At 66.6% G+C, this 14,026-nt stretch carries 11 protein-coding genes; 10 read left to right on the plus strand and 1 reads right to left on the minus strand.

What is annotated here, in order from left to right:
- The first annotated feature begins 5 nt into the window (after positions 1 to 5).
- From ACQY78_RS01945 to ACQY78_RS01960, 4 genes are read left to right on the plus strand one after another with little or no spacing between them, the layout of a single operon-like run.
- Positions 6 to 776 carry a type III pantothenate kinase gene (locus ACQY78_RS01945; RefSeq protein ID WP_428682227.1) on the plus strand — a complete coding sequence of 257 codons (771 nt, stop codon included), beginning with the start codon at positions 6 to 8 and terminating at the stop codon, positions 774 to 776.
- Positions 773 to 2,425: a ribonuclease J gene (locus tag ACQY78_RS01950; RefSeq protein ID WP_428682229.1), complete on the plus strand. Its 1,653-nt coding sequence runs from the start codon at positions 773 to 775 to the stop codon at positions 2,423 to 2,425. Before ACQY78_RS01945 ends, ACQY78_RS01950 begins: the two co-directional genes overlap by 4 nt.
- A 26-nt stretch (positions 2,426 to 2,451) precedes the next feature.
- Positions 2,452 to 2,856 carry a methylmalonyl-CoA epimerase gene (gene mce, locus ACQY78_RS01955; RefSeq protein ID WP_428682231.1) on the plus strand — a complete coding sequence of 135 codons (405 nt, stop codon included), beginning with the start codon at positions 2,452 to 2,454 and terminating at the stop codon, positions 2,854 to 2,856.
- A gap of 13 nt (positions 2,857 to 2,869) precedes the next feature.
- Positions 2,870 to 3,115, plus strand: coding sequence for a DUF1467 family protein (locus ACQY78_RS01960; RefSeq protein ID WP_428682233.1), 246 nt, complete (start codon positions 2,870 to 2,872; stop codon positions 3,113 to 3,115).
- 256 nt (positions 3,116 to 3,371) lie between these two features.
- Here ACQY78_RS01960 and ACQY78_RS01965 read toward each other — a convergent pair whose 3' ends face one another.
- On the minus strand, positions 3,372 to 4,664 hold the full coding sequence (locus tag ACQY78_RS01965) for an NCS2 family permease (protein ID WP_428682235.1): 1,293 nt from the start codon (positions 4,662 to 4,664) through the stop codon (positions 3,372 to 3,374).
- A gap of 140 nt (positions 4,665 to 4,804) precedes the next feature.
- Between ACQY78_RS01965 and proS the strand changes: the two genes are divergently transcribed.
- From proS to ACQY78_RS01995, 6 genes are read left to right on the plus strand one after another with little or no spacing between them, the layout of a single operon-like run.
- Entirely contained in the window at positions 4,805 to 6,118 is a 1,314-nt protein-coding gene (gene proS, locus ACQY78_RS01970; RefSeq protein WP_428682237.1) for a proline--tRNA ligase, read from the plus strand.
- A 19-nt stretch (positions 6,119 to 6,137) separates the two neighbouring features.
- Positions 6,138 to 7,448 (plus strand): ABC transporter permease, encoded by a 1,311-nt coding sequence (locus ACQY78_RS01975; protein ID WP_428682239.1) that lies wholly within the window; start codon positions 6,138 to 6,140, stop codon positions 7,446 to 7,448.
- Positions 7,441 to 8,700: a lipoprotein-releasing ABC transporter permease subunit gene (locus ACQY78_RS01980; RefSeq protein ID WP_428682241.1), complete on the plus strand. Its 1,260-nt coding sequence runs from the start codon at positions 7,441 to 7,443 to the stop codon at positions 8,698 to 8,700. Before ACQY78_RS01975 ends, ACQY78_RS01980 begins: the two co-directional genes overlap by 8 nt.
- Positions 8,693 to 9,376, plus strand: coding sequence for an ABC transporter ATP-binding protein (locus tag ACQY78_RS01985; RefSeq protein WP_428682243.1), 684 nt, complete (start codon positions 8,693 to 8,695; stop codon positions 9,374 to 9,376). The genes ACQY78_RS01980 and ACQY78_RS01985 overlap by 8 nt, the downstream gene beginning before the upstream one ends.
- A 31-nt stretch (positions 9,377 to 9,407) precedes the next feature.
- Entirely contained in the window at positions 9,408 to 12,854 is a 3,447-nt protein-coding gene (gene dnaE / locus ACQY78_RS01990) for a DNA polymerase III subunit alpha (RefSeq protein WP_428682245.1), read from the plus strand.
- Positions 12,851 to 13,870, plus strand: a complete 1,020-nt coding sequence (locus ACQY78_RS01995; protein WP_428682247.1) for a DUF72 domain-containing protein — start codon at positions 12,851 to 12,853, stop codon at positions 13,868 to 13,870. The genes dnaE and ACQY78_RS01995 overlap by 4 nt, the downstream gene beginning before the upstream one ends.
- The last annotated feature ends 156 nt before the right edge of the window (positions 13,871 to 14,026 follow it).

The raw sequence follows: 14,026 nt of genomic DNA on the forward strand, positions 1-14,026 counted from the left end.
CGGGGATGCTGCTGGCCATCGACGTTGGCAATACCAACTCGAAGTTCGTCGTGTTCGACGGGGACCGGATCGTTGCCGCGTGGCGCCTGCGGACCGAGTCCAAGCGCACGTCCGACGAATATGCCGCCTGGGTGACGCAGCTGATGAACCTGCAGGGTTTCGACCCTAGGTCGATCAAGGGCGCGATCCTGGCCAGCGTCGTGCCGGCCGTGAACACGCACCTGCGGCGCCTCTGCGAGACCTATTTCCACACCAGGCTGCTGATCGTCGGCGAGCCCGACTGCACTCTCGGGATCAAGGTCCTGATCGACCGTCCGGCGGAGGCGGGCGCCGACCGCCTCGTTGGCGTGATCGCCGGTCACACGAAGTATGGCGGGCCGCTGATCACGATCGACTTCGGCAGCGCGACCACCTTCGATCTCGCGGACAAGGACGGCAACTTCATCGGCGGCGTGTTCGCGCCGGGTGTCGAACTGACGATCGAGGCCTTCTACCTGATGACGGCGCGCCTGCCGCGCATCCGGGTCGAGAAGCCGGCCCACGTGATCGGCAAGAACACCGTGGCCAACATGCAGTCCGGAATCTTCTGGGGCTATGTCGGGTTGATCGAGAGCCTGATCAGGCGCATCCGGGAGGAGTACGGCGAGCCCATGAAGGTGATCGCGACGGGCGGCCTCGCCAGCGTGTTCAAGGACGAGATCGGGCTGTTCGACTTCATCGAGCCCGACCTGATGTCGCTCGGCCTCCTGGAGATCTGGCGGCGCAACAGCCGATGACGGTTCCGTCGAACGACGAGCTGCTGTTCCTGGCCCTTGGGGGGGCCGGCGAAATCGGCATGAACCTCAATCTCTACGGCACCGCCGGCAAGTGGCTGATGGTCGATCTCGGCATCGGCTTTGCCGACAGTTCGATGGCCGGCGTCGAAGTGGTGATGCCGGATCCGGAATTCATCGTGGAGCGCCGCGACGACCTCGTCGGTATCGTCCTGACCCACGCCCACGAGGATCATCTTGGCGCCGTCGCGGACCTGTGGCCCCGGCTGAAGGCGCCTGTCTATGCAACGCCGTTCGCGGCCTCCGTCCTGAAGCGCAAGCTGATCGACGCGGGTTTGCGTGACGTCGTGCCGGTCACCGAGATCCCGTTGGGCGGCAAGTTCAGCCTCGGGCCGTTCGAGCTCGAGATGATCACCATGACGCATTCGATCCTCGAGCCGAACGCCATGGCGATCCGCACGAAATTCGGCACGGTGTTCCATACCGGCGACTGGAAGATCGATCCCGAGCCGCTGCTGGGCGACGTCACCGACGAGGCGATGCTGAAGCGCATCGGCGACGAGGGCGCGCTCGCCATGGTCTGCGACAGCACCAACGTCTTCGTCGAAGGCGAGGCGGGCTCCGAGTCCAAGGTCCGGAAGAACCTCGAGAAGCTCGTGCAGGGACACAGGGGCAGGGTGGCCGTCACCTGCTTCGCCTCCAACCTCGCGCGGGTCGAGAGCGTCGCGCTGGCTGCGGTCGCGGCCGGCCGCCACCCGGTCCTGTCGGGACGGGCGCTCACGCGCATGCTCCAGGCCGCCCAGGAGTGCGGTTATCTGCTGGATTTCCCGGAATGCGTGCCTGAGCAGCAGGCCGGCTTCCTGCCGCGCGACAAGGTGCTGTTCATCTGCACCGGCAGCCAGGGCGAGCCGCGCGCCGCCATGTCGAAGCTGGCCAGCGGCGAGCATCGCGACCTCGTCCTCGAGGCCGGCGACACCACGATCTTCTCGTCGCGGGTGATCCCCGGGAACGAGCATTCGGTCGGACGGCTGCAGAACGGCCTGATCTCTCGCGGGGTCAAGGTCATTACCGACCGCGAGGCCGACATCCACGTGTCGGGACACCCGGCGCGTGACGAGCTGGTTCGTGTCTATCAGTGGATACGGCCGAAGATCGCGCTGCCCGTCCATGGCGAGGTCCGGCACATGATCGAGCATGCCGAGCTGGCGCGGGCCTGCCAGGTCCCGGAAACGATCGTGGCGCCCAACGGCACCCTGGTGCGGCTGGCGCCCGGTCCGGCCGAGATCATCGACCATGTCTTTTCCGGCCGCCTCGCGCGCGACGGCGACGGGCTGATCCCGCTCGACGGCGAGTCGCTGCGCGAACGGCGCAAGCTCCTGTGGAACGGTGCCGCGGCGGCGACGCTGGTGGTGGACAAGCGCGGCAAGCCGCTGGCGCCGCCGAAAGTCTCGCTGCGCGGGATCGACGACGCCGACGGCGAGCTCGAGGAGGCCATCGAGGACGCATTGTCCGAGATGCTGGCCGACCTCAAGACCGCCGAACGCACCGACGACCGGCGCATGGAGGAGGCGGCCCGCCAGGCCGTCCGGCGCGTCGTGCGGGCGCACCTCGGCAAGAAGCCGTTGACGGACGTGCACATCGTCCGCATCTAAAGGCCGCGCAGCCGCCGGAGAAGACCATGATCGGACGCCTCAACCACATCGCGATCGCCGTGCCCGACCTCGCCAAGGCGAGCGAACTCTACCGCACTGTGATGGGCGCCAAGGTGAGCGCCCCCAAGGAACAGCCGGCGCATGGCGTCACGGTGGTCTTCGTCGAGCTGCCCAATACCAAGATCGAACTCCTGCATCCGCTCGGCGAGAAGTCGCCGATCGCCAATTTCCTGGCGCGTAACGCCGATGGCGGCATCCACCACGTCTGCTACGAGGTCGAGGACATCTACGCCGCCCGCGACAAGCTGAAGGCGCAGGGCGCGCGCGTGCTGGGCGACGGCGAGCCCAAGATCGGCGCCCATGACAAGCCCGTGCTGTTCCTGCATCCGAAGGACTTCACCGGCACCCTGATCGAACTCGAACAGGTCTGAGGAGCGCCGCGCCATGGGCTGGGCTACCGGCGTCATGGTCTACCTGGTGATCTGGTGGATCGCGCTCTTCATGGTGTTGCCGCTGGGCGTGCGCCGAGTCGAGAACCCGGGCAGGGGCCAGGAGCAGGGCGCGCCGGAGAAGCCGGAGCTGCTGCGCAAGGCGATCATCACCACCATCGTCGCGGCGGTGCTGTGGCTCGCCTTCTACGGGTTCTATCAGCTTGATCTGCTGAGTTTCAGGCGTCTCGAAGGGTCCTGAGCCGCACGATCCGCGCGCCTTTCCCACAAAAGGAAACGGCGGACCAGTGGTCCGCCGTCCTCTACCCCCGAAACTCGTCGTAGGCGGCTTCCGCCGCTCTCCTCCCTAAACTCGGGCTACGCCCAACGCGTAGGCTGTTTAGCGTGCCGCCTGGGAATTGCCAAGACCTTTTCTTTCGATCCATGGGGGCCGAACAGAAGAATCTGCAAACCCCAGGTCGCTCAACGACAAACTAATGTCCGTACGATTTCACTGATCATCCGATGACCACATATTTGATCACGAACAGCCCAGCGAGAATTCCGACGGCCGGATGAACGTCGCGATAGCGGCCCGCAGCCACCTTGATTCCGGCGTAGGAGATGAAGCCGAACGCGATGCCGTCGGCGATCGAGAAGGTGAAGGGCATGGCGATCGCGGTGATGACCGCCGGCGCCGCTTCGGTGATGTCGTTCCATTCGATCTCGGTCAGGCCGCGGGCCATCAGGCACGCGACGTACAGGAGAGCTGGCGCGGTCGCGTAGGCGGGGATCGATCCGGCAAGGGGCGAGAGGAACAGCGCCAGCAGGAACAACACGCCAACCGCCGCTGCGGTAAGTCCCGTCCGCCCGCCGGCATTGATGCCCGAGGCGCTCTCGATGTAGCTGGTCGTGGTCGAGGTCCCGAGGGCGGCGCCGATCATCGCGGAGGCGCTATCTGAAATGAGCGCACCGCGCAGGCGCGGCACCGTACCGTCCGGCCGCATGAAGCCGCCGCGATGGGCCAACGCGATCAGCGTGCCGGTATTGTCGAACAGGTCGACGAACAGGAAGGCGAAGACCACCGTCACGAGCCCGACCTTCAGGGCACCGGCAAGATCCATCTGGAGGAAGACGGGCGCGATCGAGGGCGGGGTGGCGACGATGCCGGCGAACTTCTGCTGCCCGGCCAGGATGGAGATCACAGTCACGACCAGGATGCCGATGATCACGCCGCCCATGACGCGGCGGTGTTCGAGGGCGACGATGATGGCAAAGCCCAGGACCGCCATAACCACCGGCCAGCTCGTCATCTTGCCATGGGCCACCAGCGTTGCCGGATTGCCGACGACGATGCCGGCATTCTTGAGCGCGATCAGGGCCAGGAAGAGGCCGATGCCCGCCGCGATCGCCATCTTCAGCGACTTCGGGATCGCGTTGACGATCCATTCGCGGATCGGCAGCACGCTGATGATCAGGAAGATGATGCCGGAGATGAAGACGCAGCCCAGTGCGACCTGCCAGGTGTGGCCCATGCCGCCGACCACGCCGAAGGCGAAGTAGGCGTTGAGGCCCATGCCGGGGGCGAGGGCGATCGGGTAGTTGGCAAGGAACGCCATCAGGAAGCAGCCGACCGCCGCCGCCACGCAGGTGGCGGCGAACACCGCGCCGAAAGGCATCTTGGCTTCGGCCAGGATCGAAGGGTTGACGAAAATGATGTAGGCCATCGTCAGGAACGTCGTGAGGCCGGCCACGAGCTCCGTCCGGACGTTGGTCTTGTTCTCGCTCAGCTTGAAAAGTCGTTCCAGCATTCCGCTCCCCCCGAAAGTCGCGCCCAGTGTGCGGGCACATGGCTGTGAAAAGCCAGCCGTACCGTCCAGGTTTGCCTTTGGCCGACCCGTTCCCTACAGTCCGCCGCCATCCCGATACCCCGACCGAGGACCGATTCCGCATGCGCATGAGCCAGTACTTTCTGCCGACGATGAAGGAGACTCCGTCGGAAGCGCAGATCGTTTCGCATCGGCTGATGCTGCGCGCCGGCCTCGTCCGCCAGACCAGCGCCGGCATCTATGCCTGGCTGCCGCTCGGGCTGCGGGTCCTGCGCAACATCGAGCGGATCGTGCGCGAGGAGCAGGACCGGGCGGGGGCGCAGGAAGTGCTGATGCCAACCATCCAGTCGGCCGACCTGTGGCGCGAAAGCGGCCGCTACGAGGCCTACGGGGCGGAGATGCTGCGCATCAAGGATCGCCACGATCGCGAGATGCTGTACGGCCCGACCAACGAGGAAATGATCACGACGCTCTTTCGCGATGGCGTGAAGAGCTATCGCGACCTGCCGAAGAATCTCTATCACATCCAGTGGAAGTTCCGGGACGAGGTCCGCCCGCGCTTCGGCGTCATGCGCGGTCGCGAATTCCTGATGAAGGACAATTACTCGTTCGACATCGACAAGGCGGGCGCGGTCCATTCGTACAACAGGATGTTCGTGGCCTACCTTCGCACTTTCGCCCGCATGGGCTTGAAGGCGATCCCGATGCGCGCCGACACCGGCCCGATCGGCGGCGACCTCAGCCATGAGTTCATCATCCTGGCCGAGACCGGCGAGAGCGCCGTGTTCTGCCACAAGGGGCTGGTCGACAAGGATATCCTCAGCCGCACGATCGATTATTCGTCCGACCTCCAGGGCATCGTGAACGAATGGACGTCGCTCTACGCGGCGACCGACGAGATGCACGATGCGAAGGCCTTCGAGGCGCTGCCCGAGGGCGAACGTCTCGCCGCGCGCGGCATCGAGGTCGGCCACATCTTCTATTTCGGCACCAAGTACTCCAAGCCGATGAACGCCGTCGTCGCCGGCCCCGGCGGCGAGCAGATCACGGTCGAGATGGGTTCCTACGGTATCGGCGTCTCTCGCCTGGTCGGCGGCATCATCGAGGCGAGCCACGACGATGCCGGCATCGTCTGGCCGGACGAGGTGGCGCCCTTCAAGGTGGCGATCGTCAATCTGAAGCCGGACGACGGTGCCGTCGGCGGCGCCTGCCAGAAGCTCTACGAGGCGCTCACGGCCAAGGGCGTCGCGGTGCTGCACGACGATCGCGACATCCGGCCGGGCGGCAAGTTCGCCGACATGGACCTGATCGGCATCCCCTGGCAGGTCATCGTCGGCCCTAAGGGGCTGGCCGCGGGCAAGCTGGAGGTCAAGAACCGCAAGACCGGCGCCCGCGAGGAGCTGGCACCCGAACAGGTTCTCGCGCGCTTCGCCTGAGCCGCGGACAGGCTCCGCCATGTCCTTCGCCGCCGAACGCCTGATCGCCTTCCGCTTCCTGCGCGCCCGCCGCGAGGAGGGCTTCATCTCGGTGATCGCCGGCTTCTCGCTGATCGGCATCACGCTGGGCGTCGGCACGCTGATCGTCGTGATGTCGGTGATGAACGGCTTCCGCGTCGAGATGCTGGCCCAGATGTCGAGCATCAGCGGCCAGCTGGGCGTGCAGTCCAATGGCGGCGCGCTCGAACCCACGCCCGACTTTCTGAAGCGCCTGGCGGCCGTGCCGGGCGTCGAGTCGGCGACTCCGACGGCCGAGGGACAGCTCATGGCGGTCGCCGGGGATCGCGTGCGCGGGATCGTGCTTCGCGGCATGAGGCCCGACGACATCCGCGATCGCGCGCCTCTGGCTTCCGCGATCGAGGGACCGCCCGAGAGCCGCGAACGCTATCGCGCGCTCTGCAAGGCCGACGACGACAAGCCGATCGACTGGGGAACCCTCAAGGGCTTCGGCGACGACTTTAACGTGGTGATCGGCCGCCGCCTGGCCGACCTCATGAACCTTAAGGTCGGAGACCGGCTGCAGCTCGTGTCGCCGGTGTCGGTGGCGACACCGCTCGGCGTGATGCCGCGCTCCGCCGCCGTCAAGGTCGCCGCGATCTTCTGCACGGGCATGTACGATTACGACTCGAACTTCGTATACGCGCCGCTGCAAGACGCCCAGCACATGCTGAACCTGGGGCCCAACGTCACGGGCATCGAGGTCTTCGTCTCGGACAAGGCCTCGACCGCAGAGACGCGCCGGCTGCTCATGCAGGCGGTGGGGACGCAGGGCTGGGTGTTCGACTGGTTCCAGGCCAATGCCGGCTTCTTCTCGGCGGTGGTCGCCCAGACCAACATGATCTTCCTCGTCCTGACGATGATCGTGCTGGTCGCGGCCTTCAACATCGTGTCCAGCCTGGTCATGCTCGTCCGGACCAAGACGGCCGACATCGCCATCCTGCGCACCATGGGCGCCAGCCGCGCGGCCATCATGCGTATTTTCCTGCTCGACGGGCTTTCGATCGGCGGAGCAGGGACGATCTTGGGCGTCGTGCTGGGGCTCACCTTCGCCCGCAACATCGAGGCGATCCGGCAGTGGCTGCAGCGGACCTTCGACATCGTGCTGTTCGACCAGACCCTCTACCTGCTGGCCGAACTGCCCTCGCGGATCGAATGGAGCGAGGTTGCGGGAATCGCGATCATGGCGCTGGTCTTCGCGTTGCTCGCCTCGATCTATCCGGCGGCCCGGGCGGCGCGCCTCGATCCGGTGGAGGGCCTGCGCCGTGAGTGACCGCGCGCCCGCCGTCGAACGCTGGCTCGCCTGGCGCTACCTCGCCACGCGCCAGCGCGAGGGCTTCGTCTCCTTCATCGCGATGTTCTCCCTGATCGGCGTTGCCCTGGGTGTCGGCACCCTCATCGCCGTGCTCTCGGTCATGGGCGGCTTTCGCGAGCAGCTGCTGGGGCGGATCATCGGCATGAACGGCCATGTCGTGATCGCCGCCCGCGATGGGCTGCTGCAGGCCACGCCCGAACTGCTGGCCAGGCTCAAGGACGTTCCGGGTGTCGAGGCGGTGCGTCTTACCCTGGAGCGCCAGGTTCTCGTCACCGGGCACGGACTGACCCGCGGCGCCCAGCTGCGCGGCGTGCGGCGGGAGGATCTCCTGAACCGGGAGATCGTGTCGAAGAACATCGTCTTCGGCGACCTGGCCGACTTCGGCACCAAGCCGGGCCTGGTGATTGGCGAACGGTTGCGCCAGCAGATGCAGGTGCGGGTGGGCGAGCCGCTGACCGTGGTGACCCACCAGCTGAACGAGAGCGGCACGATCGCGCCGCGCTACAGCGACTACGAGATCCTCGCCACCTTCATGAGCCGTCGCTACGAGTTCGACAGCACCCTGGTGTTCATCCCGCTGTCGGCGCTGCAGGAGGATCTCGAATACGGCAAGGAAACCGTGAGTTCGATCGACCTGTTCCTGAAGGATCCGCAGTCCGCGCCGAGGGTGGCGCAGGAGCTGCGGCAGGCACTCGGCCGCGAGGATTTGCGGGTATCGCACTGGCTGGGCCTCAACGCCCGCTTCGTCGGCGCGCTGCAGGTCGAGCGGGTGATGATGTTCATCATCCTGACGCTGATCGTCGTGGTGGCTGCCATGAACGTGGTCGCGAGCTTCACCATGCTGGTCCGCGTGAAGCGCGGCAGCATCGCCATCCTGCGGACCATGGGCGCCGCGCCCGGGACGATCGTCCGCGCCTTCTTCATGGCGGCGGCGGCGGTCGGCGTCGTCGGGACGGCGATCGGCGCGGCGCTGGGCCTGCTGCTCTGCGCCAACATGCCCACGATCGGCCGCGCGCTCGCGAACGTGACCGGCGGCGCCGGTACCGCCGGGGCCGAGGTCGACTTCATCAGCTCCATGCCGGTGCGCGTGGACCCGGTCGAGGTGGCGTTCATCATCGCCGTCGCGATCGTGCTTTCACTCATCGCCGCAGCCTATCCGGCATGGCGGGCCACCCGGGTCGAACCGGTCGAAGGATTGCGACATGAGTGACACCGCCAAACCGCTTTCGCTGCAGAACATCCGCCGCACCTTCGTGCAGGGCGACCGCCGCCTCGACGTATTGCGCGGCGTCTCGGTCGACCTGCATCCCGGCGAAATCGTGGCCATGGTCGGCCAGTCGGGCAGCGGCAAGTCGACCCTGCTGCACATCGCGGGCCTGCTCGAACGGCCCGACGAGGGCGAAGTGGTGGTCGACGGCAAGGCCACGGTCCGCATGGCCGACAAGGAGCGCACGGGATTTCGCCGCAACTTCCTGGGCTTCGTCTATCAGTACCACCACCTGCTGCCCGAATTCTCAGCCGTCGAGAACGTCATGCTCCCGCAGATGCTGAACGGCGTCGCGCGCCCGGCGGCGCGTCAACGCGCGGCGGACCTTCTCGCATTGGTCGGGCTGGGCGACCGGCTGGACCACCGGCCGGGACGGCTGTCGGGCGGCGAGCAGCAGCGCGTGGCGATCGCCCGCGCCGTCGCCAATGCCCCGCGCGTGCTGCTAGCCGACGAGCCGACCGGCAATCTCGATTCCACGACGGCCGAGACGGTGTTCCAGCAATTGCTCGCGCTGGTGCGTGAAACCGGCATGGCAGCCCTGGTCGCCACCCACAATCCCGAGCTGGCGGCCCGCATGGACCGCACGGTCCGCCTGAAAGATGGCGTGCTCGATACCTGACAGTCCACAGGCCGCGGGGCGATGATGTCCCGTGGCAATCGCTGACTTCATCCATCTCAAGGTTCGTTCCGCCTATTCGCTCACCGAAGGCGCGAACAAGGTCGACAAGATCGTCTCCCTGGCCAAGGAGGCGGAGATGGCGGCGGTTGCCGTCACCGACCGCAACAACCTGTTCGGTGCGCTCGAATTCTCCCAGTACGCCTCCAAGGGTGGCATCCAGCCGATCGTGGGCTGCGACCTTGGCATCAGGCGCGAGGAGGAGGGCGGCGTCGCCACGGCGAGCAAGCTGCCGACCGTCGACTGGCTGACCGTGCTGGTGCAGAGCGAGGAGGGATACCTCAACCTGATGCGACTGGTGAGCCGCGCGCATCTCGAATTCAAGGCGGGATCGGTGGCCGCTCTGCCCCTGGCGGAGCTCGAAGGGTCGACGGCGGGACTCATCGCGATCACGGGCAGCAACGGCAGCAGCGTGGGCCGGCTGCTGGCGGCCGGCCAGACGCCGGCCGCGGAGCATCTGCTCGACCGTCTGCAGGGTCTGTTCGGCGACCGCCTCTATATCGAGCTGCAGCGCCATGGCGAGGAGGCGGAGCGCCGGACAGAGGAGCCACTGATCGAGCTGGCCTATGCCCGCAACCTGCCGCTGGTCGCGACCAACGACGTGCACTTCCCCAAGAAGTCGATGTACGAGGCGCACGACGTGCTGCTCTGCATCGAGCAGGGCGCGCATATCGAGGACCCGAACCGCCGTCGTCTGACACCGGAACACTACTTCAAGTCGGCTGCCGAGATGCGCAGCCTGTTCTCGGACATTCCCGAAGCCTGCGACAACACGCTGGTGATCGCCCAGCGCTGCGCCTACATGCCGGCGCCGCGCAAGCCGATCCTGCCGCGCTACACCAAGCTCGAAGGTCGTACCGAGGGTGAGGCGCTGCGCGACCTGGCGAAGACCGGGCTCGACGAGCTCAGAGCGCTGGGCAGGCTGGCCGAGGGAATCGACTTCACGCGCTATGGCGAGCGGCTGACCTACGAACTCGACATGATCGAGAAGATGGGGTTCGCCGGCTACTTCCTGATCGTGGCCGACTTCATCCAGTGGGCCAAGGACCATGGCGTGCCGGTGGGTCCGGGACGCGGCTCCGGCGCCGGCTCGCTGGTCGCCTGGTCGCTGAAGATCACCGATCTCGATCCGCTGCGCTGGGGGCTGCTGTTCGAGCGCTTCCTCAATCCCGAGCGCGTGTCGATGCCCGACTTCGACATCGACTTCTGCCAGGACAAGCGCGACCGCGTCATCCGCTACGTGCGCGACGAATACGGCCACGACCGTGTCGCCGCGATCATCACCTTCGGCAAGCTGCAGGCGCGGGCCGTGCTGCGCGACGTCGGCCGCGTGCTCGGCATGCCCTACGGCCAGGTCGACCGGATCTGCAAGCTGGTGCCCAACAACCCGGCCAATCCGGTGACCCTGGCCAAGGCGCTGGAGACCGAGGACCTGCTCAAGGAGCAGTACAACGCCGACGAAGAGATCAAGCGCCTGATCGATCTGGCGCTGCAGCTCGAGGGCCTGTTCCGCAACGCCTCGACCCATGCCGCCGGCGTCGTCATCGGAGACCGGCCGCTCGACCAGCTCGTCCCGCTGTTCCGCGATACCGACGGCGTCGACTCGCTGCCGGCCACCCAGTTCAACATGAAGTGGGTCGAGACGGCCGGGCTGGTGAAGTTCGACTTCCTCGGCCTCAAGACCTTGACCGTCATCGAGAAGGCCTGGGACTTCATCGGACGCGAGAACATCGATATCGCGAAACTGCCGCTCGACGACCGCAAGACCTTCGAGCTGCTCTGCCGGGGCGACGGATCGGGCGTGTTCCAGCTCGAAGGCAACGGCATGCGCGACGTGCTGCGCAAGATGAAGCCCGACCGCTTCGAGGACATCATCGCCGTGGTGGCGCTCTACCGGCCGGGCCCGATGGAGAACATCCCGAGCTACATCAAGCGCAAGCACGGCGAGGAGGAGCCGGACTACCTGCATCCGCTGCTGGAAGGGATCCTGAAGGAAACCTACGGCATCATGATCTACCAGGAGCAGGTCATGCAGATAGCCCAGGTGCTGAGCGGCTATTCGCTGGGCGGCGCCGACCTGCTGCGCCGCGCCATGGGCAAGAAGATCCAGGCCGAGATGGATGCCCAGCGGGTGAGCTTCGTCGAGGGCGCCGAGAAGAACAACGTGAAGGCGGACAAGGCCTCGTCGATCTTCGACCAGGTCAACAAGTTCGCGGGCTACGGCTTCAACAAGTCCCATGCCGCAGCCTACGCGCTGGTCTGCTACCAGACCGCCTATCTCAAGGCCAACCATCCGGTCGAGTTCTTCGCCGCCACGATGACACTCGACATGGGCAACGTGGAAAAGCTCAACGGCTATCGCCGCGACCTCGACAAGATCAACGTCGAACTCCTGCCGCCCGACGTGAACAAGTCGACGGCCGAGTTCATCGTCGAGCAGACGCCAGACGGCAAGAAGGCGATCCGCTACGCGCTGGCCGCCATCAAGGGAGTCGGCAAGGAGGCGATGAGCCGGCTCACCGAGGAGCGCGAGGCCAACGGCCCGTTCAAGGACCTGTTCGACTTCGCCGAGCGACTGGACTCGCGCGCGCTGAACAAGCGGTTGCTGGAAAGCCTCGTGAAGGCGGGGGCCTTCGACACGCTCAACAAGAACCGCGCCCAGACCTTCACTGCCGTCGAGGCGCTGACCCGCCATTCCCAGGCGACGCACGAATCGCGCGGCAGCAACCAGAACAACCTGTTCGGCGACGACACCGCCCAGCGGCGCCCGCAGCTTGCCAAGGTACCTGACTGGGCACCGATGGAGCGGCTGCAGAACGAGTTCGCGGCCATCGGCTTCTACCTGTCGTCGCATCCGCTGGCCGCCTACGAGCGCAGCCTGCAGCGGCTCGGCGTCTGTCGCGCGGCCGACCTGCAGGCCCTGCTGGCCCGTGGTACGCCGGGGCGCATCAAGCTGGCCGGTACGGTCATCGACCGCATGGAACGCACCTCGGCGAAGGGCAACCGCTTTGCCTTCCTCCAGTGCTCCGACCAGTCGGGCGCCTTCGAGTGCGTCGTCTTCAGCGAGCTGCTGAACTCGAAGCGCAATCTCCTCGAGGCGGGACAGGCGATCCTGATCTCGGTCGACGGTCGCCTCGACGGCGAGCAGGTCAAGCTGACGGCGCAGACGGTCGAGAAACTCGACGATGCGGTCGCCAATTCGGCGGCGGGCCTGCGGATCGTGATCTCCGATCCCGTCGCCCTGGAGGCGCTGCGCAAGGCGCTGGAGGGCAAGCGGGGGCGGGGACGGGTCACGCTCGTCGTCCCCATGCCGGACGATTCCGAAGCCGAGGTCACCTTGCCCGGCGCCTATTCGATCGCAGGCGGCCTGCGCGACACGATCGGCAGCCTGCCGGGCGTCGCGCAGGTGGAGGAGATTTGAGCCGGCAGCCCGGCCTCTTCGAAACCGGCGCGGCCCCGGCGCCCAGGCGGCGCGCTTCGAGGGCAGGCGATGTCCGGCCGGCGCGGGAGTCGCCGCTGCTCGAGGCGCCGGCGCTGCCCCTCGACATCCGCCTCGGCACATCCTCCTGGTTCTTTCCCGGTTGGCGCGGCCTGGTCTACGACGGCGTTCATCCCCAGGTGACGCTCAGCCGCAAAGGGCTAGAGGCCTATGGCCAGATCCCGCTGCTGCGAACCGTCAGCCTCGACCGGACCTTCTACGCGCCGATCTCGACTGCCGCTTACGCCCAGTATGCCAGCCAGGTGCCGGAGCATTTCAGCTTCGTGGTGAAGGCGCCCGCTCTCGTCTGCGACGCGGTGATGCGCGACGAGGAGGGCCGGGGCAAGATTGCGAACCCGCACTTCCTCGATGCGGCGCTCGCCACCCGTGAGTTCGTCCTGCCCTGCCTTGAGGGGCTGAAGGCCAAGGCGGGTCCCCTGGTGTTTCAGATCTCTCCGCTGCCGCGCGGTCTGGCCGAGGAGTCCTGGCTCCTGATCGACCGGCTGGAGGCATTCTTCGGCGCCCTGCCGCGCGAATTAGCCGGGCAGACGCCTCTTTATGCGCTGGAACTGCGCAATCCCGAGCTACTGACGCCCCGCCTGATGCGCATGCTGGGGAGGGCGGGGGTCCGTTATTGCGTCGGCCTGCATGACCGGATGCCCGAGGTCGAACGGCAGGAGGCGGCGCTCAAGGCGCTCGACGGGGAGGAGGCGGGCCCGCTGGTGGTGCGCTGGAACCTGCACCGCGGGTTCCTGTACCAGACGGCCAAGCAGCGGTACGAACCGTTCGACCGGCTGGTCGACGAGGATGGCGAGACCCGCCGGGTCCTGGCCCGGATGGCTACCGCCGCCTACAAGGCCCGTCAAAGGGTGTGGATAACCGCCAACAACAAGGCCGAGGGCAGCGCGCCTCTCTCCCTCCTCGAATTGGCGCGGGAGATCGCCAAAGCGATCGGCTAAGGCCTTGATTTCACTGGCGCTTGCATTTTCGGCCCCAACCTCCTAGAAACGCGCCACTTCGCACGCGGGTTTGCGGTCGACGGGGAGACATCCCGCCGCTCGCTCCGGTGTTCCCATGTCGGGGACGACGCCCGCGGAGGCTCAACCGGAAAAGGA

This window comes from Reyranella sp. (assembly GCF_965279625.1).
Lineage (GTDB): Bacteria > Pseudomonadota > Alphaproteobacteria > Reyranellales > Reyranellaceae > Reyranella.

Excerpts from the sequence above, each read along its gene's own strand:
- ACQY78_RS01985 (WP_428682243.1), top strand. The coding sequence starts at position 8,693 with ATGAGTGACACCGCCAAACCGCTTTCGCTGCAGAACATCCGCCGCACC.
- ACQY78_RS01960 (WP_428682233.1), top strand. The coding sequence starts at position 2,870 with ATGGGCTGGGCTACCGGCGTCATGGTCTACCTGGTGATCTGGTGGATC.
- ACQY78_RS01975 (WP_428682239.1), top strand. The coding sequence starts at position 6,138 with ATGTCCTTCGCCGCCGAACGCCTGATCGCCTTCCGCTTCCTGCGCGCC.
- ACQY78_RS01965 (WP_428682235.1), bottom strand. The coding sequence starts at position 4,664 with ATGCTGGAACGACTTTTCAAGCTGAGCGAGAACAAGACCAACGTCCGG.
- mce (WP_428682231.1), top strand. The coding sequence starts at position 2,452 with ATGATCGGACGCCTCAACCACATCGCGATCGCCGTGCCCGACCTCGCC.
- ACQY78_RS01945 (WP_428682227.1), top strand. The coding sequence starts at position 6 with ATGCTGCTGGCCATCGACGTTGGCAATACCAACTCGAAGTTCGTCGTG.
- ACQY78_RS01950 (WP_428682229.1), top strand. The coding sequence starts at position 773 with ATGACGGTTCCGTCGAACGACGAGCTGCTGTTCCTGGCCCTTGGGGGG.
- proS (WP_428682237.1), top strand. The coding sequence starts at position 4,805 with ATGCGCATGAGCCAGTACTTTCTGCCGACGATGAAGGAGACTCCGTCG.